Here is a 26262-nt window from a genome sequence, read left to right as displayed (position 1 = left end):
CTTCCGATGCAGCTTTCTTTCAGAAAGCCAAAGTATATGCTTCCCATGTAGCTTTCTTTCAGAAAGCCAAAGCATATGCTTCCGATGCAGCTTTCTTTCAGAAAGCTTGTAGGCGATCGCTTTCGCTCCTACAGTTCCAAGCTTTCCCTCCGTTACTCCTTACCCTCAAGTCAATTTTTAACTGCGTCTTATATATCTTCGTTAAGCTTATGTATTTCTTGACTCTGCTTGTCCGGTCATGATTTCCGTATCCTTATTGCTAACTATACAACTTCTTCCTAATTATATAAGCATGCGCCTACCCTCGCAATTAAAGATAGTTACGTTCTTGCCATCAAAAGGTCAACCTTGTAAATAAAAGGTTTAAAATAATTATGAAAGCGTTTATAAAAATGTGTTGACAGAATGTAAACGTATACAATATAATAAAAGTACAGTATGGTTTCTCTCCACTCCTATCCAATATAATTTGCTCAGGTTCGAGCAAGACCACTTTCAATGAAAGTGGTCTTTTTTTTTGCTTGTTTCCCTGGTTTGGGGAACAAAAATACCGCTGATGTTATCACTCTGGAAACATTCAGCGGTATTTCAATTACAAGTACACAGTATATCCCAGGGTAGACAGGTGCTCCTTCGCGCGTTCCATATCCCCTTCCTGTCTGAAAGACAGGCGCATAACCCCTGGTACATCTTCACGACTCTCTATAATCTGCATATTACTAAGGTTAATCTGCCGAATCCCAAGCTCTGTGGCTATATGACCAATGACGCCCGGCGTATCCGGAACATCAATATACAAATCATATAAGGAGCTTATAGCTCCTTTCCGTCGCTCAGGCAGTTCTCTCCGGAAACGGTTGGCTTTGCCAAAGGCTTCCACAATCCCTTCGCCGTCTTCATTCTGGAGTAACTCCAGGAACTCATCCATATAAGTCTTCCAATCTTTAAGGAGCTTCAGAAGCACCTCTCTGTTGCTGAGAAGGATATCACGCCAGATCACCGGATCACTTGATGCAATTCTTGTGATATCCCGGAATCCACCTGCTGCCAGCTGTCGATATAAAGGATTCCTATCATTATAGTCGCAGACCTGGTTCACAAGTGCAACGGCAATAATATGAGGAAGATGACTGATGGCTCCCACAATCTCATCATGGAGTCCAGGCTCAACGCGAACGATGTGTGCTTTGGTATAAGCCAACAGGTTTTCCAGCCGCTTGTAGGCTTCTTCCGGTACATTCGAAGACGGTGTCAGAACATAATAAGCGTTCTCGAACAGGAAAGTTGAAGCCGCTGCAACACCGGATCTCTCCGATCCGGCCATTGGATGCCCGCCAATGAAATAGACACCTGGAAGTGTGATCGCTTGAGCGCATGCAGCCACCGAAGCCTTTGTACTCCCCACATCGGTAATAATACACCCTGGCTTCAGCTTTAAGCTGCTTAGTCTATGTAAATAAGGCTCCAACTGACTTACCGGTACACATAAGAAAATAAAATCAGCATCTAAAGCCGCTTCTTCAATAGACATCGTTGCTATATCGACGACACCACGATCCTTAACCTGCTGCATGGACTCTGCGTTGTGGCTGTGCCCCACAAGCGTGATTCCCGGTTTTCCTTTAAAGCTAAGCGCGAGAGAGCCTCCAATTAGCCCTACACCAAAGATTGCAATTTTAATAGTCATTTGTGCCCCACTCAATTTGCTCTAATTTGTCTTCAAGTCTAACGTGAAATATCAAAGAAACAAAAAAGATACTGCGGAGATTATTCCGCAGTAACCGGCTGTTCTTGAGCAGTAAGGACCTGCTCCAGTGCAGCAATAAATTTAGTATTCTCATCTGGTGTGCCGACACTTACACGGATATAATCCGGGTATTTACCGAAACCGGCACGAACTATAACTCCAAGCTTTAAGAGAGACTGGAATATCTCACCGCCGGGTCTTTGCACATTAACTAATATAAAGTTACCATGCGCCGGAAAGTACTTAAGTCCAAGCCGGTCAAATTCAGCAGTTAAGTATTCAACCCCGCTTCGATTCTTTGTGCGGCAAGCATCAATAAATTCATGATCGGTTAAAGCCGCTTTGGCCGCGGCCTGAGCCAATCTGGAAGTGTTAAAGGGTTCACGAACCTGATTAATCAGTTTGACTACACTTGGGTGTCCGACTCCATAACCAATTCGAAGTGAAGCAAGCCCATAAATCTTCGAGAATGTCCGAAGGATCATCAGATTCGGATATTTACTGAGCAGGCTCAAGCCATCTGGATACGATGGATCCGTTACAAACTCCGCATAGGCTTCATCCAGCACTACAAGTACATTTGCTGGTACTTTATTTAGGAAATTGACAATATCCGTATGGGAGACGATTGTTCCTGTTGGATTATTCGGATTACAGATCCAGACAATCTTGGTGCGCTCATTCACAGCTTGCAGCATGGCGTCCAAGTCATGTGTACCGTCTACAAGCGGTACTTCTATACTCACGGCACCCTCGATATCCGCATTGCTTTTGTATACCGAGAAAGTCTGATCCGCCATAATATTCTCTTCTCCAGGCAACAAGAACGCCCGGGTAATCAGAGCAATCACCTCATCGGAACCACAGCCAAATACAAACTGATCCCGGTTCACGCCAAGGTGACCTGACAGAACCTCAGTGAGTTCAACAGCATTTCCATCCGGGTACATGCTGATTTGACTTAATTCCTGCTCAATGGCTGCTTTTGCTTTAGGTGATGCACCATAAGGGTTCTCATTGGAGGCCAGCTTTATGACTTCAGCAAGTCCCAGCTCCCTCTTCACTTCTTCAACAGGCTTGCCCTGTTGGTATACCGGAAGATTTACAATCTGTGGTTTTGGCTGCACACGAACCCTTCCTTTCCTGATTGGGATAAGATTATTGTCTTTTTTCTAGACTTTCAATTGTGTCACAAATTCACGAATTTGCAACAGGCCTTTTTCTCTATTTTCTGAATCCGTCAGTAGTGGGATTGTGTCCTCGATTTTGCGGACAATGGCACTTCCGACAACAACGCCATCGCAGATGGAAGAGAAGCGCTCTACCTGCTCGCGGCTAGAAATCCCGAAGCCTACAGCAACCGGAAGGTCTGTGCGAGACTTAACATCACTGATGAACTGCTCTACTCCCTCGTGGAAGGAGCTGCGTTCGCCAGTAACACCAAGCGAGGAGACACAATAAATAAATCCACGAGCATTGCTCAGTATGCGTGAAATTCGTTCAAACGAAGTGGGTGCCACAAGCGGCACCAAGCTTATCCCTGCGGCATCAGCCAAAGTCAGCACTTCTGCAGATTCCTCAATTGGAAGATCTGGAATGATCAGCCCGCTAATATCATGCTCTGCAATCTGCTGGAAGAAGGTCTCCAGCCCAATTTGCAGTACAGGGTTAAAATAAGTGAACAGAACAAACGGAATTTTCACTCCGCGCTGTCTTGCTTTCTGAGCGATATCGATACAAGTTCCGATCGTAACCGAACTGGTAAGAGCGCGCTCAGAAGCCCGCTGGATCACAGGTCCATCTGCTAGAGGGTCCGAGTAAGGCACGCCCAGCTCCAAAACATCCGCACCCGCCGCTTCCATTTGCACAATTAATTCCACAGTGGTATCCAAATCCGGATCGCCAACGGTTAGGAAGGGAATAAGCGCAGTTCGGCCCGCCGCTTTGAGGTCAGCAAATTTCTGATCCATTAAATTCATGACGGATCCCCTCCCAAGTAGTGCATAATGGACTCAACGTCTTTATCTCCTCTGCCGGAGAGGCAGATTACGATAATCTGATCGGAAGAAAGCTTTGGAGCTTCCTTAATCACCTGGGCAACAGCATGAGCTGACTCCAGCGCAGGAATAATGCCCTCGGTTTGGCTCAGAAGCTGAAGTGCATCAAGTGCTTCTTGATCAGTAATTGGAGCATATCTAGCCCGCTCAATATCTTTTAGATAGGAGTGCTCCGGGCCAATTCCCGGATAATCCAGCCCAGCCGAGATTGAATGTGCTGGCAGCACTTGTCCGAAGGCATCTTGCAGCAGGTAGCTCAGTGAACCCTGAAAGACCCCTTTGGTACCTTTTGTCATTGTTGCCGCGTGATATTCTGTGTCTACACCGTGTCCTGCCGCTTCTACACCAAGCAGCTTTACCGATGTATCTCCTACGAAGGGATAAAACATCCCAATCGCATTACTTCCCCCGCCTACAGCGGCAACAATAAGATCAGGAAGTCTTCCTTCCGACTCAAGAATCTGACGCCGTGTCTCATCTCCGATAATCCGTTGGAAGTTACGTACCATCATTGGGTACGGGTGGGGGCCTGTAGCGGATCCAAGAATATAAAAAGTATCCTGCACATGGCTGACCCAATAACGAAGTGCTTCATTACAAGCATCTTTAAGAGTACGGGTACCCGATATAACCGGAACAACTTCAGCGCCAAGCAGCTTCATTCGAAACACATTAAGCTGCTGACGCTTCATATCCTCTTCACCCATAAATACTTTACATTCAAGCCCAAGCAGTGCCGCAACCGTTGCTGTTGCAACCCCATGCTGTCCAGCTCCGGTCTCAGCAATAACCTTGCCCTTGCCCATCCGTTTGGCCAGAATTCCTTGACCTATCGCATTATTGATCTTATGAGCTCCTGTATGGTTCAAATCTTCACGCTTTAGGTAGATCTTGGCCCCGCCCAAGTGTGCTGATAAACGCTCAGCATAGAACAAGGGAGTCTCCCGGCCGGAATATTGTTTCAATAAATAATCAATTTCTTCCTGAAAAGCAGGCTCCTGCGAATAATGGCGGTAAGCCTCTTCCAATTCAATCAAGGCATTCATAAGCGTTTCGGGAACATAGCGGCCTCCGAAGTCGCCAAATCGTCCGTTCTCGTCTGGTACCTGTGTCATCTAGCGCTTCACCCTCTCGACAAAAGCTCGTATTTTTGCAATATCCTTGAGTCCATCGGTCTCTACCCCACTGGACACGTCTACGCCATCCGGCTGAAAATTCTCCAGCAAGTCACCAACATTATCCGGGTGCAGCCCACCTGCTATAATAAGAGGAATCCCCTCTTGCTTCGTCCACTTCTGATAAGGTTCAATCTGCTTCCAATCGAAGGTCTGCCCGGATCCACCGCCATAAATAGGATCATAAGTATCCAATAGAAGGCCATCTAATGCTCCCCTATAATCTACAAGATCAGAGCCTTCTCTATTGTTGCCCTGCTTGACAGAAAGCACTTTAAAGACTTTCACACCGAACCGCTTCTTCACCTCACGGCAAAATTCGGGTGATTCCTGTCCATGCAGCTGAACAATATCCAGACTCGCTTTCTGTAGAATATGAGACAATTCTTCAATCGTAGGATTAACGAATACTCCCACGCTTTCCGGCTTCACCGGCCTATCCCAATCCTCAAGGATGGGGATCAACGCAGCAGCCTGATCTGCGGTTACCTGCCGCTTGCTATTGGCAAACACAAATCCAATATGATCGATAGGCAAGTTTATCATAGATTTTAGCACTTCAACGTCCTGAAGTCCACATATTTTTACCGACGCTTCAGCCATGAACAGCCCCGCTTCCATCGATTACAGGCCCCATTAATTCGTATACGGCCTCATCCACCAGCGGCTTGCGCATGAATGTCTCACCCACGAGCACCCCGTGAGCCCCACATGAAGACAGGTATTTGATGTCCTCAGGTGTAGATATTCCACTCTCACTTATCAAAGTAATTCCTGCTGGAACCAGATCAACTAATTCCTCTGTCGTCCGCAGACTAACTTCGAAGGTTCTTAAATTACGGTTGTTAATCCCAATTAACTTGGATGTCCCAAGGTTCAGCACCCGCTCAAGCTCTTCTCTGTCATGGACTTCCACAAGTGCATCAAGACCTAATGAACCCGCTGCCGCTTCGAACTGCTTCAATTGCTGATCCGTCAGGATCGCGGCGATCAGCAGGACTGCATCCGCACCCAAAAGCCGGGCTTCGTACACTTGGCGCTCATCAATGATAAAATCCTTCCGAAGTAGTGGGACCTGAACGGACTTGCGGATTGCTTTCAAATACTCGCCACTTCCTTGGAAATACTCCTTATCCGTAAGTACCGAGATACAATCCGTACCTGCGTCTGCATATTTCTTAGCAATCTGTACTGGATCGAAGTCAGGACGTATCAGACCTTTGGATGGTGAAGCCTTCTTCACCTCCGCGATCAGCCCCATGGAACGCTTGCGGCCATCCGACAGTGCACGGTAAAAACCGAGGGTTGACGGCATGTCTGCAATAGTTCGCTCTGCTGAAGATAATGAGAAGTCAGTGGCTAGCTCTGCCACTTCTTTATGTTTGGTTGCTACAATGCGATCAAGATACATAGTTGATTTCTCCTGTCGTTTGAATAAGCTGCTCAAGTTTGTTCTGTGCCTTCCCGGAATCAATGGCTTCTGCGGCCATAATTACCCCATCTTGAATGGTCTGTGCAAGACCGGATACATAAATGCATGCTCCTGCGTTGGCAAGAACAACATCGCGGTAAGGACCTTTCTCGCCCTGGAGTACACGGCGGATAATATCCGCGTTCACCTGAGGATCCCCACCGATCACATCGCCAAGCGGATACATACGAAGACCTAGATCATTCGGATGCAGCTCATAAGTGTTAATCACGCCATTCTTCAGTTCAGACACCCGGGTGGGTGCAGAGATACTAATCTCGTCCAGACCTTCATGGCTTGTAACCACAAGCGCACGTTTGGAACCAAGCTCTCTGAGTACTTCAGCGATGACCTCGGTCTTGCTTCCATCGTAGATGCCCAGCACCTGCCGATCAGCCGAAGCCGGATTAGTCAAGGGTCCCAGCATGTTAAATACCGTTCTGACACCCAGTTCCTTACGGGTTGATGCGGCATGCTTCATAGAAGGATGATAGATTTGGGCGAACAGGAAACAAATCCCGATATCATCCAGGCATTTCTCAGCCTGCTCCGCAGTCAAATGTATATTCACGCCCAGCGCCTCGAGCACATCTGCACTTCCAGCGCGCCCTGATGCCGAGCGGTTACCATGCTTCGCAACCCGAACGGATACCGAGGCTGCGACAATTGCCGCAGTAGTGGATATGTTGAATTTATGAATTCCAGAACCGCCGGTTCCGCAAGTATCCAGCAGCTGTCTTGATTCCGTATGGAGCCTGTTGCCGTAGCCGCGCATTGCCTCAGCAAAGCCTGTGATCTCTTCAACAGTCTCCCCCTTCATCCGGAGAGCTGTCAGTAGTCCGCCGATCTGGGAAGGCGTAGCCGAGCCTGCCATAATCACTTCCATTATACTCCGGGCTTCTTCCCGGCCCAAATGCTGACCTGAAATCACACGTGAAATTCCCGTCTGCAGTGTTTCATTTCCGCTCATCTTTATCTCCTCCTCGGTTTCCTTAAGGCGTGTACTCATAAAGATAATCTTGATTAATGACTCCATCACTGCTTGCCGATACCGGGAACATTTGCTCTGCCGTCCGGATTGCCTTCAGAAGTGCTTTGGCTTTATTTACCGTCTCCTCATATTCCTTCTCTGGAACTGAGTCCCATACAATCCCGGCCCCTGCCTGCACATACGCTTTGCCCTTCTTAAAGACAATCGTTCGGATAGTGATACAGGAATCCATATTACCTGAGAAACCAAGGTAGCCGATAGCCCCGGCGTATGTTCCACGCGCTTCCCGTTCAAATTCAGCTATAATCTCCATCGCTCTCAGCTTAGGAGCCCCAGAGACGGTTCCCGCCGGCAGACAGGATAAGAAAGCATCAAAGAAGTCCTTGTCTTTACGCAGCTCACCGGACACGTTAGAGACGATGTGCATGACATGGGAGTACTTCTCAATCTCCATAAACGAATCACATTTCACTGTACCGAACTCGGATACACGTCCAAGATCATTTCGACCAAGGTCGACCAGCATTAGATGCTCTGCACGCTCCTTCTCATCCTTCAGTAGCTCTTCGGCAAGTTCGCGATCTTCAGTCTCATTCGCGCCACGCGGCCGCGTTCCTGCGATGGGTCTAGTCGACACACGGCCATTCTCCACCTTCACCAGAGCCTCAGGGGAAGCCCCTACGATAATTTCGTCATCCATCTTGAGATAGTACATATATGGAGATGGATTCAAAGTTCGGAGGACTCGGTACACCTGAAGCGGGGATACTTCCGTCTCAATATGGAATCTCTGTGATAGTACAACTTGGAAAATATCGCCCGCACGGATATACTCCTGCGCCTGTTTAACGTTATCGATATACTGCTCTTTCGTCATGTTCGAGGCAATTTCTCCAAGCTCTACATCCTCAGGGAATGGACGCCGGTTAAAGCTCTCGCTCGGCCCCTCCTGTTGAAGCACCTCAGCCATCTTATCCAGCTTGGTAAGGGTAGCCTTATAAGCTTCTCTAACTTCCTCGTCTTTTGCTCCATCAGCTACATGAAGATTCGCCACAAGCAGAATCCGCTGCTTCACATGGTCAAAGACAATGACCTGGTCGCAGAACATGAACTGGATATCCTGCATCTGGAGATCATCCACTTCATGTGCGGGAAGCTTCTCGTAATACTGCAGCAAGTCATATCCGAAGAATCCGATGGCTCCGCCAGTAAACGGCGGCATATCTTGAAGCTCAGGGCTTCGGTAGCTGCGGAGGATGGCCTTCAATTCCTCGATCGGCTTGCCCGAGAGCGATCTTTGCTCCCCACCCTGTTCGATAACCACGCCGCCTTTCTTGGCGGAAATCATCAGGAAAGGATCTGTTCCGATAAAAGAGTAACGAGCCCATTGTACCCCGCCCTCTACACTTTCAAGTAAAAACGCCCGATCACGCTGCGCGAACCGTTGGAACAAACGGATTGGAGTCTCCATATCCGCCATCAGCGTCCGAACGACAGGAATCAGGTTATATTGTTTGGCCATCTGGATCACTTCTTCTACACGCGGGGTTGTCATTGTCCTTCACTCCTTTATCATGAATAGATCGAAATACCATGGTAATAAAATAAAAAGCCTCTACCGAGGTAGAGGCTAGCTTGAATGTACAGTGAAATAAACTATCGTCGTCCAATTAAGAGGGATTGACCTGGTATATCAAAAAATACACCCGGGCAAATCAAGAATCGCTATCATAGCCTCTTCCACTACCAGGCTTGCGACCGATTCAACTACCTAAGGACTTCGCTCAGCTCAACTCTGCTCATCTCAAACTTAACTCTACTCAGCTCTATAAGTACTAAATACACTATACTCACTATACACCAGTCATCATCGGATTGACAACTATTTCAGAGAAAAATTCTACTAATTCCCGGATGCTGCAAGGTCTGGACGAAGTGCCTTCGCTTCATTCAGGTAGACATGCTTTATCTCACGCTGGCTCTTATTCGTGTTCACCTGAATCATCAGACGTATGCAGCGCGGCAGACTTCCTTTAACCGGAATTTCGATTGAACACATAAGCGGAACAAGATCCCAGCCATTCATCTGGCGAATGGCACGGGCAGGGAACGTCGCGTCAAGATCCTGTGTGAGCGTAATCCATACACTGCAGATATCTTCAGGAACGATCTCATTTCGGGCCACGATTTCTTTTAACAAGACGACGGTCTCGTGTAGTATTTCATTCTCATCATTTTGGGTAACTGTTGTTGCTCCCCGGATACCACGGTTATACATCCGTTATGCCTCCCCTTTCAGCTGCTCTATTACACTTCGTACCTCATCGAGTGTGATGTCTGTTACGATATCCACCTTGCCAATGGCAACGGGTAGCACGAAGACAATCTTGTTGTCCTTAAACTTCTTGTCGTGGAGAAGTGCACCTATAAGACTCTCTGTATCCAAATGCTTTGGCAGTGAGGTAGGCAGTCCGAACCTCTCAAAAAGCTCCTTAGTCCGTGTGTAGATCGACTGATCTCTACCACGCTTCACCGCTAGAATGGCTGAGCCAATCATGCCGATGGAGATCGCTTCCCCGTGTAAAAATTCACCATAACCCCCAACCGCTTCAATCGCATGTCCAATTGTATGACCGAGGTTCAGGATCGCACGCAATCCATTCTCACGCTCATCCTCCGAGACTACCGCCGCTTTGATCGCGCACCCTCGTTCCAATCCATAAGCCAGATCATCACGATTCAGAGACAGGAGGCTCTCTGCATGGTCGAGGCACCATTCTGCGAATGCCTCATCCCAGATCAGTCCGTGCTTGATCATCTCGGAATACCCAGCCTTCACCTCGCGCATTGGAAGTGATTGCAGCGTATCCACATCATAGAGAACCATAACAGGCTGATGGAAAGCGCCGATCATATTCTTGGCCAGCGGGTGATTCACGGCAACCTTGCCGCCCACACTGCTGTCGTGAGCAAGAATGGTTGTAGGAATCTGGACGAACCGGACTCCACGCATGTAGCTGGCAGCTACGAAGCCTGCCAGGTCACCCACCACGCCACCGCCAAGAGCGAGCACTGCAGAATTCCGGTCGAGCCCTCCCTCAATAGCTGCGGTCATCACATTTTCGAACACAGATAATGATTTAGCTTTCTCACCAGCAGTAACGATCGAGGTCACTACACGGTATCCGCTTTGCTGGAGCATATGTAACGTCTTCTCAAGATAAAGAGGTGCGATATTGTCGTCGGTTACAATCAATAGCGTGCTTTTGGTTGTTATACCATGTTTCTGGAGATAACTCCCCAAGTCATTCAGTAGACCGCTTCCAATGTAAATAGGGTAAGAACGCTCACCCAGCTCCACCATTAGCGTTCTCATTAGTAGTTCCCCAATTGCTCTTTATAGCTGTTCACGTTCCGCTCAATTTCTTCGATAGAGTCACCACCGAATTTCTCTAAGAAGGCTTTAGCCACTTCCCATGCAACTACACTTTCCAAGACAACACTTGCCGCAGGGACTGCACAGGCGTCAGAGCGTTCAACCTGAGCGGTGAAAGGCTCCTTCGTATCAATATCCACACTTTGCAATGGCTTATAAAGTGTAGGAATCGGCTTCATTACACCGCGAACCACGATTGGCATTCCATTCGTCATGCCGCCTTCAAATCCGCCGAGACGATTAGTAGCCCGGTAGTAACCGCGTTCCTCGCTGTATAAAATCTCATCATGGACTTTAGAACCCGGGATCGTTCCCGCTTCAAATCCAATCCCAATTTCAACGCCTTTGAATGCATTGATCGACATTACAGCTTGCGCGATTCGTCCATCCAGCTTACGGTCGTATTGTACATGGCTTCCAAGTCCTACCGGTACGCCTTCAACAATACATTCAACAATTCCGCCGATGGAATCTCCATCCTGCTTGATCTGATCAATGTAAGCTTCCATCTTCTTCTCCGTATCGGCATCCACAACACGTACGGAAGATTGCTCTGTTGCTTCCCGAAGTTCATCCAGCGACAAGTTATGAGGTGGTGCTTCAATCTCACCAATTCGAATAACCTGTCCGGCAATTCGAATGCCGAAGTGCTCCAGCAATTGACGGGCAACCGCACCGCAAGCCACTCGAATCGCGGTCTCCCGCGCACTCGAGCGCTCAAGCACGTTTCTAAGGTCTTTCAGATTGTATTTCAGTCCGCCATTCAAATCAGCATGTCCTGGTCTTGGGCGGTGTACGCGGCGCTTCTCTTCATCCGATCCTTCAATAGGTTCGATATTCATAATGTTCTGCCAATGCTTCCAGTCATTGTTCTCTACAATTAGAGCAACCGGAGCCCCTGTGGTATATCCGTGCCGAACTCCACCGGCAATCTTGGCCGTATCCTTCTCGATCTGCATGCGACGTCCGCGTCCATAGCCCTTCTGACGACGTAAAAGCTGGAAATTAAGCGCTTCAAAGTCAATCTCTAAATTGCTCGGTAATCCCTCTATAATCGCAGTTAGCTGGGGACCGTGCGTCTCCCCTGCCGTTAAATAACGTAAACTCATGATGCGTTCCCCCTTTAAACTGTTAAACTGTAATTGGCTAAAATCCGAGAATTCTTTGCTCATTATAGTATAGGTTCTGCGCTTTTGACAAGGAAAGCCAACCATGAGTTACCAAAACAAAAAACGCACCATCCCCCGAATAGGGTCAGTGCGTCAATAACTTCCTGATTTTGAGCTAGTCTAGCCGACGGTTTCCCTGCCGAGAAGAGCGGCCTTACTCTTGTTTCTATCTTCTTGATTCTTGCAGCCGAGCAGACTTTCTACATGTCTTCTCTCCACACCAAGAATCTGCGCACACTCCTGAAGTGTCAGGAATCCGCGCTGATAAGCGTGAATTACTTTTCTTTTGTCCATGATCTTGCCTCCGATATGGATTCGCATATAACCAGTATCGGAGATTAAGGGCATGAATATACTAGCGGATTTTTACATTTTTCGATAAAAGAAAGTTTCTGCTGCTTCGAGCCCATATCTCCCCGGAGAGAAAATCTGCTCTGTGCTGCCCACGAACAGAATCCCTCCAGGACGTAGAGCATTCGCAAACTTTGTATATAAGGCACTCTTGGCTTCTTCGGTAAAGTAAATCATTACATTGCGGCATACGATAAGATCAAATTCCTCTTCGAAACGATCCAGCAGCAGGTTCTGCTTCTTGAACGTAACCGCCTTCTTCAGCTTATCATCAACCCGGTACATAGCACTCATAGCACTGCCTTCAGGTGTGAAGTAACGCCGATTCACTTCCTCCGGAACGTCCTTCAAAGATCTCTCCAGGTACAATCCCTGGTTAGCTTTCGCTAGGGCACCTTCATCGATATCCGACGCTAGCAAATAACTGTTCTGGAGCATGCCCAAATCAGAGAGTATCATAGCAATCGTATAAGGCTCTTCCCCAGTGGAACAGGCTGCGCTCCATACCTTAAGACGTGACTTGCTGCCCCCAGTCAGCTCAGGAATAATCTTATCCCTAAGAACCTCCCAGCGGTTCGGATTACGCCAAAATTCCGAGACATTAATCGTCATCTTGTCAAGAAATTCGTAGAAGAGTTTCTTATCCGCCATCATGGCTTCGAAGAAAGAGGCAAACGAAGAATGACCGTTCTTGGTTCTCAAGGTGGTCAATCGCCGTTTCATTTGAGCTTCCTTGTATTGCGCCAGGTCAATACCGGTATGCTGCTTCACACTTTGAATAAAACCTACATAATCGGGATCTGGTGTTGTTCCCTCATGTTCCGTCTTGTCAACTTGAGATGAGATGCGACTTAAATCCACGTGTCAGTACTCTTCGTATAGTTAAGTATTTCATGCGGTTCGAAGAAGTTAGCAATTTCACGTTCAGCACTCTCCACCGAATCGGATCCATGAATGAGATTAGACGGCGTATGGGCGGCATAATCCCCACGAATCGTCCCAGGCTGTGCTTCAGTAACATTTGTCTTGCCAATGACGATACGTGACAACGTTACGATTTCGTCGCCTTCCCAGACCATCGCGAACACAGGTGCCGAAGTTATGAAACTCACCAGTTTGTCAAAAAAAGGCTTACCTTCATGTTCCGCATAATGTCTCTTTGCTTGCTCCTGCGTAATTTGGACAGGTTTGGCAGCAACCAGCTTAAACCCCTTGTCTTCCAAACGGCTAATAATCCGGCCTATCAAGCCGCGCTGCACGCCATCTGGTTTCACCATTAAAAAAGTACGTTCCATAGGTAACCCTCCCGTTGTGTCGCCGCTTTCTCTCTAATTCCAGGCGAATCTAGCGGACTCACTCCATATATTAGCAGAATAATGTTAGGGTGATAAGTGCTTAATATGCTCTTCTGTTGACAAAATAAGCAATGTCCTGCAAATGCTTCTTCGCTTTGTTCTCTTTGAGTCGCTGTAATGAGGAAAGCGCCTTCTCTATGTACCTGTCAGCAAGTAATTCCGCACGTGAAATTCCTTGACTGCCAAGAATCATCTGGATGGCCCGGGAGGTATCCGCAGAGCTGTCCGCAGCGTGGATCCCCGCGATCTCCCGCAGCAGCGGTTCGCGAAGTCTCTCTTCCTGAAGGGCAAATAATACAGGAAGCGTAATATTACCTTGTCTCATGTCACTGCCAGGCGGCTTGCCCAGCTGCTTCTCAGTTCCTTTTAAATCCAGTAGATCGTCCCGTATTTGAAAGGCCATACCTACATTGTAACCATAACGGTATAACAATCGGCTCACTTCTACCGGTGCATCAGCTGCTATCGCTCCGAGCTGACAGCTTACAGCGATTAATAGTGCCGTCTTACGGCGGATGCGAAGCAGATAATTCCGGACCGTTTGCCCGGTATTGAAGAAGTCACGTATTTGTTCCATCTCCCCGATGGACATTTGGACCAGCGCTTTAGATAAAATACGGTGTATCTCCGGGTTACCCAGCTTGGTTACGATTGAGAGTGCCTTGGCATAAATATAATCGCCGGTGTACATGGCGATCTTGTTATCCCATTTAGATTTTACAGTAGGTTTGCCGCGGCGGGTGTGGGCATCGTCAATGACGTCATCGTGTACCAGGGATGCCGAATGAATTAATTCAAGAGGAACTGCAATGTGCTGGAGACGGTCCAGATCATAGTTGCCAAATTTGCCACCCAGCAGTACGAACACAGGACGCAGCCTCTTACCTCCTGCCTGAAGCAGGTGAAGAGAGGTCTCTTTCAGCAGCTCCTGATCCACGTCAATGGTCCGGTACAGCTGTTGCTCCACAGCATCCATATCTTTCTTTAGTGTCCCGAAAATATCCAATAGTTTCATTCTTTCACCCGTGTCAGCTTATTGTCACTCCATATATTTAAAGGTACTTCGGTCTTTAACAGACCCATTTCGTAGGCATATTTGAAATACAGAGCCAATCCGGCCTGCTGCTCGTCCAAGAAATCATAACACAGATTACTGAAATAATGCCGCCAGTAGGCAGGAGTGCCTCCGATTTCTTCTACTGAACGGTTAATCAAGGGCTGCAAATCGTTAAGACTTTGTTGCTTGCTCAAAGTAAAAGCATCGATAATCTCACCTAACAGCTCTGCATTTTGCTCGGCAAAAGTTCGCTGAACTGTCCATACAGCGAAGGTCATTCCGTAACCCGTCCATCTTTTCCAGACTTCCCCTAAATCTGTGACAATATAACCGTGATCCTCCCAGGAAGCCCGAATCGCATGGTCGCCAATAAGCAGCGCCGCATCACTTTCCTGCATCATCGATGTAAGATCCGGTTCGCTATTCCAATATGTAGGCCTGCCGCCGTATGCTTTCTCTATGATGATTTTAAGAAGATTTATGGAAGTGGCAGACGTATTCGTCAGGGCGATCCTACCGTTAATCACATACTCCAAAGGTTCCTTGGAGAACAGTAGAATGGAATTTACTGCACTTCTGGCACTTACAGATAAATTAGGAAGTAGTACAAAATTCTCGTGGCCGAGCCCATATGCAAACGATGAAATCGGCGACAAATCCAGAGACCCTTCCAGCATGCTCCGGTTCAGTATAGAAGGAACTTCTGTTACCATACTAACCTTTCGCGATAAGTTCTCCGGACGAAAATGATGAAATACCGGCCATACATTTGAATAATCAATTTGTCCGATGAGGATTCTGTTCTCCTTGTTGTTCATTTGTATCCCCCCATCTTGTAAACAAGCGATGATCTATATTTAGACTGTCTAGTACTTTACCCACCAGGAAGTTAATCAAATCATCCATGCTCTTCGGACCAAAATAAAAGGCCGGCATTGCCGGAATCATCCGAACTCCAAGCCTTGCCAAGGTGAGCATATTCTCTAGATGAATGGCATGCAGAGGTGTCTCTCTAGGTACAAGCACAAGTGTGCGGGACTCCTTCATCATCACATCCGCAGCCCGTGTCATCAGGTTCTCGGAGGAGCCGTGGGCAATGGACGACAGCGTGCCCATAGAACATGGCATGATGATCATTCCATCAACACGATAGGATCCACTCGCTATGGATGCGCCAATATCGGCCACTGGGTGGTAATGATAGGTTCCTGCATATGAGCCGAACTTCTCGGAAAGCAGCCCCTCCCGGTCGGTCGTGTTCCATCTCAGCTCCTCTTTGATTACCCGCCAGCCCGCATTAGAGATGACAATATGGACGGTTATTCCGAACTGGAGCAGCACTTGGATCAGTCTAACTCCATACACAGACCCGCTAGCTCCGGTGATCCCTACAACATAAGCCCTGGACGAATATAACTCAATGGCTTTGGAATCTACTTGAACGTTCATCATCGGTTCACCAGCAGGTCGATTAATGTGAACGAGAACACAACAATGCTCAGTACTCCATTCATCAGGAAGAATGCTGTCTGAAGGCGACTTAAATCTTTCGGTGAGACGATGGTATGCTCGTAGAAAAGAATTAAATAAGCAATGACCATTCCGGTAATGTACCACCAGCCCAAATGGGTCATTAGAAAGAGTGCGATGAATCCAAGCGCGGTTATGATATGAAAAGCTCTGGCTATCTTAAGCGATGTAGCCACACCGAAGCGTGCTGGAATTGAGAACAAGCCTTCTTTTCGATCGAACTCCATATCTTGGCAGGCATAAATAATATCGAACCCCGCCACCCAGAAAGTAATGGTCACAAAAAATACTAAAGCCGATCCATTAACGGTTCCGGTCACGGCTACCCATCCGCCCAGCGGAGCTAGGGCTATCGTCATTCCAAGCACCACATGACAGAGCCAAGTGAAGCGCTTGGTATAGGAATATAGAACCAGCATAAATACAGCAATAGGAAGCAGCTTAACTGAAAGTGGATTAAGCTGGGAAGCAGCCCAGAACAATAAAATGAATGAGACCACGATAAAAACCACAACTTCACTGATACGCAGCAGTCCAGCTGGAATGGCGCGGCCGGCGGTACGTGGGTTCTTCTTGTCACTTACCCTGTCAATCAGCCGATTAAGCCCCATTGCGGCGCTCCTTGCACCAAACATGGCGAGCAGCACCCAGCCAATCTGTGCCCAGCTGGGCAGATGTCCATTAACCGATACAGAGCCCAGTAGGGCCCCCATAAAAGCAAATGGAAGGGCAAAAACAGTATGTTCAAATTTGATCATTTGTAGAAAGATTGCAGTTTTCTTAAACATCTGGCGTCTCCTTGATTCCGATATGTAATGCAGCAATTCCACCTGTCAGAGGATAAGCTTCCACCTGAGTCAGTCCGATGTCACGGAAAATTTGAGCCAGCTCATGCCTGCCTGGAAATTGTACAAGCGAGTCCGGGAGCCATTTATATTGCTCATAACGTTTAGCGAACATTTTGCCTAGAAACGGCAGAACTCTGTTGAAGTAGAAATAATAAATACCTTTGAAGGGCTGCCAGGTAGGCTTGGACAACTCGAGACAAACAACCATCCCGCCGGGCTTCACAACCCGCTTCATCTCACGCAGTACCTGATGCAGATCCGGCACATTCCTCAGACCAAAACCGATTGTCGCATAATCAAACTGGTCCGTCTCGAAAGGCAGAGCCATCGCATTGCCTTGATACAGCTGGACCTTGCTGTCAAGTCCACGAGCGTGAACTTTGCCCCGTCCCACCTCCAGCATGTTCTCACTGAAGTCCAGGCCCTTAATTTGGCCACCGCTCTCTTCGGCCATGCTTATTGTCCAGTCACATGTACCGCAGCAAAGATCAACCGCTGTGTCTCCGGCCGACATGGCCATTTTCTTCATGGTGAATTTGCGCCATGCCTTGTGCCTGCGGAAGCTTAGAATGTCGTTCATAAGATCGTATTTTGGAGCAATGCTCTCGAACACGGAGTGCACAAATTGTTCCTTTTGATTAGGAGATTGTGATTCCATTGATTTCTTTCACTTTCCCTTCCTTATAAAACAGGCTTCGATAAACTTAGAACAGATAGAAAAGGCTGTGTCAGCTCACTCAGCTCTTGCCGAAGACCTTCGCCCTGCAAATCTAATATTAACTGTTGAATCCGGTCCAACGACAGCTGCAGTTCGCTTGTTAACCAATCAAAAAATCCCTGTTCAGATAACAAAAGATTCCCCGAATCGCGCACCACCTTCTCATGGACTATCGAAGACCCCACTGCCGCAGAACGTAATGCTGCCGCACTGTTCAAATGGACCGTGGCCACCTCGCATCGGCTGACTTCATGAAGCAGCTTTAACCAGATATGTTGATGCGCCTCATCAAGCAGTGAACTTAAAGGCAAGTAGAGTTCCATATTGAGTTCTACCTGGCTCTGGAAAAAGTCCTCAGATGATAGATTTGATTGCAGCATCTTTGTATACAAATTCACTTTCTTACGGTTCACTTCACATACAGAGGAACTAAGCTTGGAGATCAACTCAGTCCGCCCCGCACTGGCAAGCAGTTCATAGAATAGACTGCTAAAGTAATCTCCGGCCAGCACATTTAATTGACGGGAGCGCATCAGGCTCTCCTCCTTGCGAACCGGTTCGGCATCAATTAGGTCATGGGTATCCATACCTAGCTGAACAAGATATACAGCCAAGGCTATATTCTCGACCTCTGATTCCGTATAGCCTTCTTGACCGCTTAAAAAGGTGTAAAGCAAACGAACACGGGCGTTCGCAAAAGGCGGCAGCTCCGTATGAGTCGTTATCATGTCATAGTTGACGTATTTTTTTGCTAATTCAGGTATGCGATAGGTTCTCATCCGTGTCCTCCGAGCCGCTCATACTGACGATGCCTAATTACATGTCACAATCCAATATATTATAGCATATGTTGTTTCGGCACGCACGGAGTTAAGCTGAAGCGGGAGGAAACCCAGCAATTTCACTCAAACCGGTTCCTCCATAAGCTTGTTACCGTGAATCGGAAGTAATGCTTCAGCTCATCAGTCAATGCATGATTCCCTAAGTTCTCCAAATCATCCAAAGCTGACGGTGGCCACTCTCCCCTGCGTACATCTGAGGCAAGCAGCAAATACTTTGTACCTACCCACTTATCTTCGGCAACCAGCCGGATTAAGAGCTGGCTCACATTACTCGTTCTCTCAAATGAGAACCGAATCAGCTCGGCCATATTCAGATACAGCACCGAAGGCTGGTAGCTCTCATCTCCGATCTTCAAATCAACCGAGAGGATCGATTGATTCAGGTTAACTTTTGCCAATCGTACAGATATTGGGAGCCTTGAAAGCTCATCTACAAGGTTATTTTCCGTAAGATCAACCAGCTTTTTATCAGCAAAGGCACTGTATGCTTTAGAACCGCTCCATGTATTCCCATGTGATGTCAATACGGCCATGGCAAACACAGTGGTTAATGTCACAATGAATGCAGCTATGATTGGTGTCCATCTTCTCAAGGTATCCTCCCCCTCTACAGTTCATGCGCCTGCATTATGGCAAGTACATTCAGGGTCCATACCTCATTCTATACAGTCCAGGCGTCAGGAAGAACGCCTATAATCATTTTGCTGAGCATAACTTTATGTATGAAAAAAGCAGGCAGCGCCTGCGGTTTATTCTTCCGTATCAATTACACCGTGCTTGGTCATGACGATCGCTTTGCCGCGAACTTTGACAGCTGAGGTATGATCTGTGAACTGGGCAATCAGAACTTCGCCCTTATCCAGCTTCTCCGTATGATGGAATCGGGTATCTCTTCCACGGGTAAGTCCAATGACTTGAACCCCCTGCTCTTTGGCTTTAACCACAAAGTAGTCCCCATTGCTCACGTTTTGTTCGTCCACTTAATAGCACCTCCCACTTCAAATTGCCTTGCCCTCGAAAAGAAAAGGCCGTGAACAAATGCTCACGGTCTTTGGTAACGGAAGAAATATGTAGAAATCTTATTTGATTCCGTCTTTGAGCGCCTTACCCGGTTTAAATGCTGGGATTTTGCTCGCAGGGATTTCGATTTCCTCTCCGGTTTGTGGATTGCGTCCTTTACGTGCGGAACGTTCACGAACTTCAAAGTTACCGAAGCCCACCAGTTGTACTTTATCTCCATTTTGAAGTGCTTCTGAAATCGCTTCAAATACAGCGTCAACGGCTTTAGTAACGTCCTTTTTGGACAGTTCCGTAGATTCAGACACTTGTGCGATCAAGTCAGATTTATTCATCCTGTTTCACCTCCCCGAAAAGGAATAACTGCTTCTCTGCTATACTTTGTTTCCGTTTTGACCGAAAATATACGTTAATCTTCGGAAGAACAAACTTATAGTAATACACCTAAAGCAGAATTTCAAGGTATTTAAGGGTTTTCGCTGGTTTCCAAGGCCCTTTCATAGAAAAAAACCGCCCAAGTCAGACCTTGGCCGGTCATAATTCTCATTGTTACAAAATAATGGCAATCAAGCCGCCTGAGCCTTCGTTAATAATTCTCCCCAGTGTTTCCTGTAATTTGTAGCGCGCATTGTCCGGCATCAAAGCAATCTTGCCCTGAATACCTTCCCGCACAATGGAATGCAAGGATCTTCCGAAGATATCAGATTCCCATATTTTGATTGGATCACTCTCGAAATCCTGTACGAGATAACGCACAAGTTCCTCACTCTGTTTCTCTGTACCGATAATCGGTGAGAATTCAGACTCTACATCCACACGAATCATATGGATGGAAGGGGCGGTAGCCTTGAGCCTCACTCCAAATCTGGAGCCTTGACGGATCAGCTCAGGCTCATCAAGAGCCATCTCCGCAAGCGATGGAGCCGCAATTCCGTACCCGGTTGTTTTGACCATTTCCAGAGCTTCTGCGAAGCGGTCATATTCTCTTTTCGCATGGGTGAATTCCTGCATAAGCTGCAGCAAATGATCTTTACCGCGAATCTCTACACCCACAACGTCTGTCAGGATTTGATCATACAGTTCATCCGGAGCGAACAAGTCAATCTCGGCAACCCCTTGACCCATATTCAGGCCGCTAAGTCCGGCTCGATCAATGAAGTCATATTCGAGGAAATTCGTTACAACCCGGTCCACATCCCGAAGACGACGGATATCCTTGACGGTGTCACGTACAGAGTTCTCATAATTGCTGCGCAGCCAGTGGTTCTCACTCAGCACCATAACCCAGCTTGGAAGATTCACATTCACTTCGTGTACAGGGAACTCGTACAGTACCTCACGAAGAACACCGGTTACATCTTCCTCTGTCATGGTTGCTGCGCTGAGCGTGAGCACTGGAATGTCATACTTCGCTGCGAGCTCGCTCCGAAGCTGAAGAGCCTCTTCACTGCGAGGCCGGGTTGAATTTATGATAAGCACAAACGGCTTGCCGACTTCCTTGAGTTCAGCAATGACCCTCTCCTCGGACTCCACATAGGAATAGCGAGGGATATCTGCGATTGTTCCATCCGTGGTGACAACCACACCCAAGGTAGAGTGTTCCTGAATTACCTTTCGTGTGCCTATTTCAGCGGCTTCCTGGAAAGGAATTGGTTCCTCGAACCATGGCGTCGAGATCATACGGGGACCATTTTCGTCCTCATACCCTTTCGCCCCTTCTACAGCATAGCCAACACAATCGACAAGGCGTACGTTCACTTCCAGACCTTCGTCCACCTTAATTTGAACTGCGTTATTCGGGACAAATTTCGGTTCTGTTGTCATAATTGTCTTCCCCGCAGCGCTCTGCGGAAGCTCGTCGATTGCACGCACGCGGTCAGCCTCGTTAGTGATGTTAGGCAGGACTACCGTTTCTACAAACCTCTTAATAAAGGTTGATTTACCTGTACGAACTGCTCCAACGACACCCAGGTAAATGTCCCCTCCTGTACGCTCGGCTATGTCCTTGAAAATATCTACTTTTTCCAGTGCCAATGAAATCCCCTCCTCAAATTTCGCCGAAGGAAAAATGCTTTTGAGAGCATCCGCTTCGTTATTCACTTAGGTGATTAATGATTTGCAACGGCAGAGTACTGTTGTTGCCCCTACCCGTGTCCGCCGCCAGAAGCCTGTTTGGAGATATAGGAACGAAGCGGCGTGAACTCGTACATGCTTTAGGACTAGTACCATCATATGTACCAGAAGCGGAAATATGACAGATATAAAGAATGCCTAGAATAATTTATGCTCCGGTACAAATGGTTTAGACCACGATCACCGGAAAATCCGCCATATTGTATATGTATGTGAATCTATAGATTATATGACGTCAATTAGGAGACTTTAGAATAAAAAAAAGACCCTATCGGGTCCTTTATTGGCTTACAGCAACAGGCTGCTTATTCTGCCAGCGGTAGGGCAGGGATTTGACAGGTACAAAGTAAGAATTCGCAAGCAGCAAAGTTCTAAGATCTGTATCAGCATCCGGGGTGACACCAGACTTCTCTATGGCCTGCATAATATCCAGAGCGTAGTCTACGTACACCTGCCCGCTTGGATCTAGAAGGTAATCTGACTCCTGCCCGGAATAAAAGCTTGTCCAGATGAGCGATTCACTGTTAATCGCCTTTAGATCAACCGAGTAAATGCCCGGGTACAGCTCCTTCCCAGCGGGCAGCTTACCTTGATGACTGCTCTTATACTTATCAACAGCACGCTGAATATCATTGACCTTCTGTACCGTGGTCAGTTCCATGACTTTCACAACTGGCTTTGTCTCTTCATCAAGGATCAAGAAGTAGGCAGACCCTCCTTGTTCAAAAGCTGTAGTGGGGATCTCATCAATATATCCCATTTTATTCAGCTTATCCAGATCGATTCTGAACTTCTCGAACCTTGGTGTCGACTCGTCCGCATTCAGGATCGGAAGGATGCCCTGATCCTTCTGAAATTGGTCTACAGCAAGCTGCAGACGGTTCACGCTTTCACGGTATGATACCTGATTACCTCGGCCCTCTCTTGGATACATGCATCCTCCCAATATACTCATAAGAAAAGCGCAAGTGAGAATAACAGCACCCATTCGCGAAATAGACCGTACAGTTTTGTTGTTCAAGCAATCTCATCCTTATCCGCTAATATGAATATTGTCACATTTACCATAATTCGTCCTCTTTTTGCTGCTTCTCCAACTGCTTGCGGATGGCCGCTTTAAGAGGATCTTCCGGCAGTACAACCACTGCCTGACCTGTAACTTTGGCCTGGCAGGCCAGCCTTGCTCCATCATCGATCATAGAGCCAAGCTTACGCCGCTCAGCTTCAGTAGGGGAAGATAGTCCAGCCTGACTTGGATCCTGCAATTTGACTTTACACATAAGGCATCCGGCATTCCCGCCGCACCTTGTTGCAATGTGAATCCGTCCCTGACGAGCTGCAGCCAGCACCGTAGTTCCCCGCCGCACCTTAACCTTCTTACCTGCGGGTTCAAATTTGATCTCATAATCCATCAAGAATGCCTCGCTCACCCAGCTGACTGGAAATAACGTGTAAGTGCTTCTGTGACCAAACATTTCGCGTAATCAGGCTCTGAAGCAGGGGAAGATGTTTCTCTGCATGGAGGGAGATTGTTTCTCCAATAGGCACATACCGGTCCGGTCTGTCCCGAAGCACATTGAACAAGAATTCGTGACTTAATGGCATTAATCTAAGCCGCTCGGTATCCAGTTGAACTGAAGGGGCTTGTCCATACAGTAGATTCCCAATCTCAACCCTGTAGTGGCTCCCCTCTGTCCTTACCTCAAATCCTCCAACCAATTCAAGCACGTATGGTCCCATTTGATAATGGCTTAAGAGAGAGACATATATTCCACTTTCATCAAAGACTTGCTTATCAATGGATCGGGGCAGCAGAATTTCGTGAAGCACGTGAGCCTCAGAAAGGTCCGTATACACATCAATGTCCCTTGGCGCATTGTCCAGCTCTACACCTTGCAGCCAAAGTCCGCAGCTTCCACCAACAAGCCAGCTTTGCCGGCTATTCTCCCACTCCAATGATAACCTGCGAAGGGCACCAAACAACTCCGGATTGTGAGCATATCTTAATCCCTCCATCACTCTACCTCTTTCTAGTGAATGCTTGTCTGCCCTCTAAGTGATGGACACGACTCCTACCAAGAAACCTGCAAGCATAATAATAAAAGCAATTAAAGAAAGCAACCCTCTAACCAGACCCTTTGTCTTGGCGCGTGCAAAAGTAATCAGAAATACGGACAATCCCATAACAAGAATGGCCGCAATAGAGAGCCACATTTTGGTCATTGCATCCATGCGCGCTAGTTCCCCCATTGTCATTATTATGAACAACATTATAGCATTGTCCAAAAAAAAGGGCTACGACACACTAAAAAAGACCCCTCCCGGATGTTAAACCGGGCACGGGTCTTCTCAACCTAAAAAAGGAATGCAGCCGTTTTATTTTTTGAGCATTAACTTCATGAGAGCTTCCATATTGCTAGGGTTCATTCCACTTTTCTTAACAGCTCCAACAATTTCAGAAATTGTTGCCTCAGATACGGGTACATTTGCCATAGCTGATACCTGCTTAATCAGTTGCCGCAGCTGCGTCTCACTCTGAAGTGTAGAAGGCTTGACGGTACTCGCGAGCTTCTTCACTGCATTCTCCGTTATCGGCTTTCCCGTCTTCTTATTGATCGCATTCAGAGCTTCTTTAGAAATGTTTTTGTTCAAGTTCTCCCCTCCTCCGGCAGTCGTCACACTTAATGTATGACTTGTGCACAGAAAAGGTGTGGGCATCATTTAGGTATGCCACTGCTCCCAGGTTTCCTGGGACATGACTTCCATTTCCGTCTTTCTGTCCCGGCCCATCAAAGCTTCAACAGCCGTCTTGGCTGGCATATCTTCAAACAAAACATGATAGAGCTGAGTTGCAATCGGCATCTGCACGCCATATTTCTCAGACATGGTGTGAGCTGCCTTCGTTGTCCGTATACCTTCTACTACCATTCCCATCGATTCAAGAACTTCCTGCAGCGGTTTGCCTTGGCCAAGAAGCGATCCGGCACGCCAATTACGGCTGTGTTGACTTGTTGCGGTTACAACTAAATCACCAATACCCGCAAGTCCTGAGAAGGTGAGCGGATTAGCCCCCATCTCTACACCAATACGAGTAATCTCGGCAAGCCCCCGTGTAAGAAGAGCCGCTTTCGCATTATCCCCGTATCCAAGTCCGTCCGACATGCCTGCACCTAAAGCAATAATATTCTTCAAAGCTCCAGCTAGCTCAACTCCGACCATGTCCCGGTTGGTATACACTCGAAAAAAACTGTTCATAAACAAATCCTGAGCACGCCTCGCCTGCTCTTCTTCCAAAGAAGCGACCACGACAGTCGTAGGGCAACGTTTGACGACTTCCTCTGCGTGGCTTGGTCCAGACAGAACAACAATATGTCCTTCCTCGCATCCAAGCTCTTCGGAGATGACAGTAGAGATTCGCTTCAGCGACTCAGTCTCGAATCCTTTGGTAGCATGAACGACGAGCATATCTTCAGTCCAATATTGCTTTAACTGTCTAGATACCTCACGTACAGCAGAAGATGGTGTCACCATAATAACAGCCTGAGCCCCGCTTACAGCTTCTCTCATATCCGTTGTAGCATGTATGTTGGCCGAAAGGGAGACACCCGGTAAAAACCGCTCATTCTTATGCTCCTGGTTAATTTCGTTCATTTGCTTCTCATTTCGTGTCCATAGAGATACCTGTATCCCTTTATCTGCAAGAACACTAGCTAAGGCTGTCCCCCAGCTTCCCGCAACTAGTACAGCAGCTTTACTTAACAACCCTGCTCCCCCCTTTGGATCCCAGTTTGTTCTCTTTACCCTGCGCAATTTTCACAATGTTCGTGCGGTGTCTCCAGAATGCGAAGACACAAATAATTAGGCTGGTCCAGAAATAAGGTCCGTGAGTTCCCATAATCAGCAAGAAAATAGGCGTCAGACCGACAAACAACAGAGAACCAAGTGAAACATACCGGGTAATTACAATTGACGCGATTGCAATAATACCCGCAATCAGCGCTGGTAGGAACGCCAGAGACGCCATCACTCCAATGGTTGTAGCAATCCCCTTGCCTCCGCGGAACCTGAAATAGATTGGCCAGTTGTGACCCATGATGGCAGCAATTCCACAAATGGCCGGTACCCAATCCGAACCGCCCCCAAGCCAGCGTCCAAGCCAGATTGCAGCAATTCCCTTAAGTACATCAAGGACAAGAACCAAGACTGCAGGCCCTTTGCCAAGTACACGAAGGGTATTGGTTGCCCCGGCATTCCCGCTGCCATGCTGGCGTATATCAATTCCTTTCAAAGTTCTGGCCAGCACCACGCTAAAGCTGACTGAACCTAACAGATAGCTAATAATTACAGCAATAACAGATGTCAATC

The 26262-nt window shown here is 47.5% G+C and carries 31 protein-coding genes; all 31 read right to left on the bottom strand.

Annotated elements, in window-relative coordinates:
• Positions 1 to 592 precede the first annotated feature (592 nt).
• A complete protein-coding gene (locus ACRRNK_RS09290; RefSeq protein ID WP_433946447.1) occupies positions 593 to 1687 on the bottom strand; it encodes a prephenate dehydrogenase in 1095 nt (364 codons plus the stop codon).
• A gap of 80 nt (positions 1688 to 1767) precedes the next feature.
• On the bottom strand, positions 1768 to 2874 hold the full coding sequence (gene hisC / locus ACRRNK_RS09285; protein ID WP_433946446.1) for a histidinol-phosphate transaminase: 1107 nt from the start codon (positions 2872 to 2874) through the stop codon (positions 1768 to 1770).
• 45 nt (positions 2875 to 2919) lie between these two features.
• The gene (gene trpA / locus ACRRNK_RS09280; RefSeq protein WP_433946445.1) at positions 2920 to 3726 is read right to left on the bottom strand and encodes a tryptophan synthase subunit alpha; all 807 of its coding nucleotides are present in this window, start codon (positions 3724 to 3726) and stop codon (positions 2920 to 2922) included.
• Positions 3723 to 4919: a tryptophan synthase subunit beta gene (trpB, locus tag ACRRNK_RS09275; protein ID WP_433946444.1), complete on the bottom strand. Its 1197-nt coding sequence runs from the start codon at positions 4917 to 4919 to the stop codon at positions 3723 to 3725. The genes trpA and trpB overlap by 4 nt, the downstream gene beginning before the upstream one ends.
• Positions 4920 to 5582, bottom strand: coding sequence for a phosphoribosylanthranilate isomerase (locus ACRRNK_RS09270; protein ID WP_433946443.1), 663 nt, complete (start codon positions 5580 to 5582; stop codon positions 4920 to 4922). It abuts the gene before it with no gap.
• Positions 5575 to 6390 (bottom strand): indole-3-glycerol phosphate synthase TrpC, encoded by an 816-nt coding sequence (gene trpC, locus ACRRNK_RS09265; protein ID WP_433946442.1) that lies wholly within the window; start codon positions 6388 to 6390, stop codon positions 5575 to 5577. Before trpC ends, ACRRNK_RS09270 begins: the two co-directional genes overlap by 8 nt.
• Positions 6380 to 7420, bottom strand: a complete 1041-nt coding sequence (gene trpD, locus ACRRNK_RS09260) for an anthranilate phosphoribosyltransferase (protein ID WP_433946441.1) — start codon at positions 7418 to 7420, stop codon at positions 6380 to 6382. Before trpD ends, trpC begins: the two co-directional genes overlap by 11 nt.
• A 22-nt stretch (positions 7421 to 7442) precedes the next feature.
• Positions 7443 to 8996 (bottom strand): anthranilate synthase component I, encoded by a 1554-nt coding sequence (gene trpE, locus ACRRNK_RS09255; RefSeq protein ID WP_433946440.1) that lies wholly within the window; start codon positions 8994 to 8996, stop codon positions 7443 to 7445.
• Positions 8997 to 9344: 348 nt separating this feature from the next.
• Positions 9345 to 9719, bottom strand: a complete 375-nt coding sequence (gene aroH / locus ACRRNK_RS09250; RefSeq protein ID WP_433946439.1) for a chorismate mutase — start codon at positions 9717 to 9719, stop codon at positions 9345 to 9347.
• A 3-nt stretch (positions 9720 to 9722) separates the two neighbouring features.
• Entirely contained in the window at positions 9723 to 10817 is a 1095-nt protein-coding gene (gene aroB / locus ACRRNK_RS09245; protein WP_433946438.1) for a 3-dehydroquinate synthase, read from the bottom strand.
• On the bottom strand, positions 10817 to 11986 hold the full coding sequence (gene aroC, locus ACRRNK_RS09240; protein WP_433946437.1) for a chorismate synthase: 1170 nt from the start codon (positions 11984 to 11986) through the stop codon (positions 10817 to 10819). Before aroC ends, aroB begins: the two co-directional genes overlap by 1 nt.
• A 180-nt stretch (positions 11987 to 12166) precedes the next feature.
• Positions 12167 to 12340: a hypothetical protein gene (locus tag ACRRNK_RS09235; protein WP_433946436.1), complete on the bottom strand. Its 174-nt coding sequence runs from the start codon at positions 12338 to 12340 to the stop codon at positions 12167 to 12169.
• Positions 12341 to 12412: 72 nt separating this feature from the next.
• On the bottom strand, positions 12413 to 13258 hold the full coding sequence (locus ACRRNK_RS09230; RefSeq protein ID WP_433946435.1) for a CheR family methyltransferase: 846 nt from the start codon (positions 13256 to 13258) through the stop codon (positions 12413 to 12415).
• Positions 13249 to 13692 (bottom strand): nucleoside-diphosphate kinase, encoded by a 444-nt coding sequence (ndk, locus tag ACRRNK_RS09225; protein ID WP_433946434.1) that lies wholly within the window; start codon positions 13690 to 13692, stop codon positions 13249 to 13251. Before ndk ends, ACRRNK_RS09230 begins: the two co-directional genes overlap by 10 nt.
• Positions 13693 to 13792: 100 nt before the next feature.
• Positions 13793 to 14767, bottom strand: coding sequence for a polyprenyl synthetase family protein (locus tag ACRRNK_RS09220; protein ID WP_433946433.1), 975 nt, complete (start codon positions 14765 to 14767; stop codon positions 13793 to 13795).
• A complete protein-coding gene (locus tag ACRRNK_RS09215; RefSeq protein WP_433946432.1) occupies positions 14764 to 15627 on the bottom strand; it encodes a menaquinone biosynthesis protein in 864 nt (287 codons plus the stop codon). Before ACRRNK_RS09215 ends, ACRRNK_RS09220 begins: the two co-directional genes overlap by 4 nt.
• Complete coding sequence (locus ACRRNK_RS09210) at positions 15587 to 16261, bottom strand: UbiX family flavin prenyltransferase (protein WP_433946431.1); 675 nt, start codon at positions 16259 to 16261, stop codon at positions 15587 to 15589. The genes ACRRNK_RS09215 and ACRRNK_RS09210 overlap by 41 nt, the downstream gene beginning before the upstream one ends.
• Complete coding sequence (locus tag ACRRNK_RS09205) at positions 16258 to 17127, bottom strand: UbiA-like polyprenyltransferase (RefSeq protein ID WP_433946430.1); 870 nt, start codon at positions 17125 to 17127, stop codon at positions 16258 to 16260. Before ACRRNK_RS09205 ends, ACRRNK_RS09210 begins: the two co-directional genes overlap by 4 nt.
• On the bottom strand, positions 17120 to 17845 hold the full coding sequence (locus ACRRNK_RS09200) for a demethylmenaquinone methyltransferase (protein WP_433946429.1): 726 nt from the start codon (positions 17843 to 17845) through the stop codon (positions 17120 to 17122). Before ACRRNK_RS09200 ends, ACRRNK_RS09205 begins: the two co-directional genes overlap by 8 nt.
• Positions 17846 to 17868: 23 nt before the next feature.
• On the bottom strand, positions 17869 to 18684 hold the full coding sequence (locus ACRRNK_RS09195; protein WP_433946428.1) for a heptaprenyl diphosphate synthase component 1: 816 nt from the start codon (positions 18682 to 18684) through the stop codon (positions 17869 to 17871).
• A gap of 122 nt (positions 18685 to 18806) precedes the next feature.
• Positions 18807 to 19340 (bottom strand): hypothetical protein, encoded by a 534-nt coding sequence (locus ACRRNK_RS09190; protein WP_433946427.1) that lies wholly within the window; start codon positions 19338 to 19340, stop codon positions 18807 to 18809.
• Positions 19341 to 19496: 156 nt separating this feature from the next.
• On the bottom strand, positions 19497 to 19727 hold the full coding sequence (mtrB, locus tag ACRRNK_RS09185) for a trp RNA-binding attenuation protein MtrB (protein ID WP_433946426.1): 231 nt from the start codon (positions 19725 to 19727) through the stop codon (positions 19497 to 19499).
• A gap of 99 nt (positions 19728 to 19826) precedes the next feature.
• Positions 19827 to 20099, bottom strand: a complete 273-nt coding sequence (locus ACRRNK_RS09180) for an HU family DNA-binding protein (protein WP_068617082.1) — start codon at positions 20097 to 20099, stop codon at positions 19827 to 19829.
• Between the two features lie 214 nt (positions 20100 to 20313).
• The gene (spoIVA, locus tag ACRRNK_RS09175) at positions 20314 to 21792 is read right to left on the bottom strand and encodes a stage IV sporulation protein A (RefSeq protein WP_433946848.1); all 1479 of its coding nucleotides are present in this window, start codon (positions 21790 to 21792) and stop codon (positions 20314 to 20316) included.
• 385 nt (positions 21793 to 22177) lie between these two features.
• Positions 22178 to 22831: a hypothetical protein gene (locus ACRRNK_RS09170; RefSeq protein ID WP_433946425.1), complete on the bottom strand. Its 654-nt coding sequence runs from the start codon at positions 22829 to 22831 to the stop codon at positions 22178 to 22180.
• Between the two features lie 127 nt (positions 22832 to 22958).
• Positions 22959 to 23309, bottom strand: a complete 351-nt coding sequence (locus ACRRNK_RS09165) for a 2Fe-2S iron-sulfur cluster-binding protein (RefSeq protein ID WP_433946424.1) — start codon at positions 23307 to 23309, stop codon at positions 22959 to 22961.
• Entirely contained in the window at positions 23299 to 23913 is a 615-nt protein-coding gene (locus ACRRNK_RS09160; RefSeq protein WP_433946423.1) for a hypothetical protein, read from the bottom strand. Before ACRRNK_RS09160 ends, ACRRNK_RS09165 begins: the two co-directional genes overlap by 11 nt.
• Before the next feature lie 36 nt (positions 23914 to 23949).
• The gene (locus tag ACRRNK_RS09155) at positions 23950 to 24129 is read right to left on the bottom strand and encodes a DUF2768 family protein (RefSeq protein WP_433946422.1); all 180 of its coding nucleotides are present in this window, start codon (positions 24127 to 24129) and stop codon (positions 23950 to 23952) included.
• A 144-nt stretch (positions 24130 to 24273) separates the two neighbouring features.
• Positions 24274 to 24549 (bottom strand): stage VI sporulation protein F, encoded by a 276-nt coding sequence (locus ACRRNK_RS09150; RefSeq protein WP_433946421.1) that lies wholly within the window; start codon positions 24547 to 24549, stop codon positions 24274 to 24276.
• Between the two features lie 69 nt (positions 24550 to 24618).
• The gene (locus ACRRNK_RS09145) at positions 24619 to 25659 is read right to left on the bottom strand and encodes an NAD(P)H-dependent glycerol-3-phosphate dehydrogenase (protein WP_433946420.1); all 1041 of its coding nucleotides are present in this window, start codon (positions 25657 to 25659) and stop codon (positions 24619 to 24621) included.
• Positions 25649 to 26260 (bottom strand): glycerol-3-phosphate 1-O-acyltransferase PlsY, encoded by a 612-nt coding sequence (gene plsY / locus ACRRNK_RS09140; protein ID WP_433946419.1) that lies wholly within the window; start codon positions 26258 to 26260, stop codon positions 25649 to 25651. Before plsY ends, ACRRNK_RS09145 begins: the two co-directional genes overlap by 11 nt.
• Positions 26261 to 26262 lie beyond the last annotated feature (2 nt).

The sequence above is a fragment of the Paenibacillus sp. SN-8-1 genome, from assembly GCF_050995535.1.
GTDB lineage: Bacteria > Bacillota > Bacilli > Paenibacillales > Paenibacillaceae > Fontibacillus.
This window is presented reverse-complemented; position numbering and strand designations above follow the sequence as displayed.

Bases quoted from the DNA above. Each gene is read 5' to 3' on its own strand.
- ACRRNK_RS09290 (WP_433946447.1), bottom strand. From the start codon at position 1,687: ATGACTATTAAAATTGCAATCTTTGGTGTAGGGCTAATTGGAGGCTCT.
- trpA (WP_433946445.1), bottom strand. From the start codon at position 3,726: ATGAATTTAATGGATCAGAAATTTGCTGACCTCAAAGCGGCGGGCCGA.
- trpB (WP_433946444.1), bottom strand. From the start codon at position 4,919: ATGACACAGGTACCAGACGAGAACGGACGATTTGGCGACTTCGGAGGC.
- ACRRNK_RS09270 (WP_433946443.1), bottom strand. From the start codon at position 5,582: ATGGCTGAAGCGTCGGTAAAAATATGTGGACTTCAGGACGTTGAAGTG.
- trpC (WP_433946442.1), bottom strand. From the start codon at position 6,390: ATGTATCTTGATCGCATTGTAGCAACCAAACATAAAGAAGTGGCAGAG.
- trpD (WP_433946441.1), bottom strand. From the start codon at position 7,420: ATGAGCGGAAATGAAACACTGCAGACGGGAATTTCACGTGTGATTTCA.
- trpE (WP_433946440.1), bottom strand. From the start codon at position 8,996: ATGACAACCCCGCGTGTAGAAGAAGTGATCCAGATGGCCAAACAATAT.
- aroH (WP_433946439.1), bottom strand. From the start codon at position 9,719: ATGTATAACCGTGGTATCCGGGGAGCAACAACAGTTACCCAAAATGAT.
- aroB (WP_433946438.1), bottom strand. From the start codon at position 10,817: ATGAGAACGCTAATGGTGGAGCTGGGTGAGCGTTCTTACCCTATTTAC.
- aroC (WP_433946437.1), bottom strand. From the start codon at position 11,986: ATGAGTTTACGTTATTTAACGGCAGGGGAGACGCACGGTCCCCAGCTA.
- ACRRNK_RS09235 (WP_433946436.1), bottom strand. From the start codon at position 12,340: ATGGACAAAAGAAAAGTAATTCACGCTTATCAGCGCGGATTCCTGACA.
- ndk (WP_433946434.1), bottom strand. From the start codon at position 13,692: ATGGAACGTACTTTTTTAATGGTGAAACCAGATGGCGTGCAGCGCGGC.
- ACRRNK_RS09220 (WP_433946433.1), bottom strand. From the start codon at position 14,767: ATGAAACTATTGGATATTTTCGGGACACTAAAGAAAGATATGGATGCT.
- ACRRNK_RS09215 (WP_433946432.1), bottom strand. From the start codon at position 15,627: ATGAACAACAAGGAGAACAGAATCCTCATCGGACAAATTGATTATTCA.
- ACRRNK_RS09210 (WP_433946431.1), bottom strand. From the start codon at position 16,261: ATGATGAACGTTCAAGTAGATTCCAAAGCCATTGAGTTATATTCGTCC.
- ACRRNK_RS09205 (WP_433946430.1), bottom strand. From the start codon at position 17,127: ATGTTTAAGAAAACTGCAATCTTTCTACAAATGATCAAATTTGAACAT.
- ACRRNK_RS09200 (WP_433946429.1), bottom strand. From the start codon at position 17,845: ATGGAATCACAATCTCCTAATCAAAAGGAACAATTTGTGCACTCCGTG.
- ACRRNK_RS09195 (WP_433946428.1), bottom strand. From the start codon at position 18,684: ATGAGAACCTATCGCATACCTGAATTAGCAAAAAAATACGTCAACTAT.
- ACRRNK_RS09180 (WP_068617082.1), bottom strand. From the start codon at position 20,099: ATGAATAAATCTGACTTGATCGCACAAGTGTCTGAATCTACGGAACTG.
- ACRRNK_RS09170 (WP_433946425.1), bottom strand. From the start codon at position 22,831: ATGTATCCAAGAGAGGGCCGAGGTAATCAGGTATCATACCGTGAAAGC.
- ACRRNK_RS09165 (WP_433946424.1), bottom strand. From the start codon at position 23,309: ATGGATTATGAGATCAAATTTGAACCCGCAGGTAAGAAGGTTAAGGTG.
- ACRRNK_RS09160 (WP_433946423.1), bottom strand. From the start codon at position 23,913: ATGGAGGGATTAAGATATGCTCACAATCCGGAGTTGTTTGGTGCCCTT.
- ACRRNK_RS09155 (WP_433946422.1), bottom strand. From the start codon at position 24,129: ATGGATGCAATGACCAAAATGTGGCTCTCTATTGCGGCCATTCTTGTT.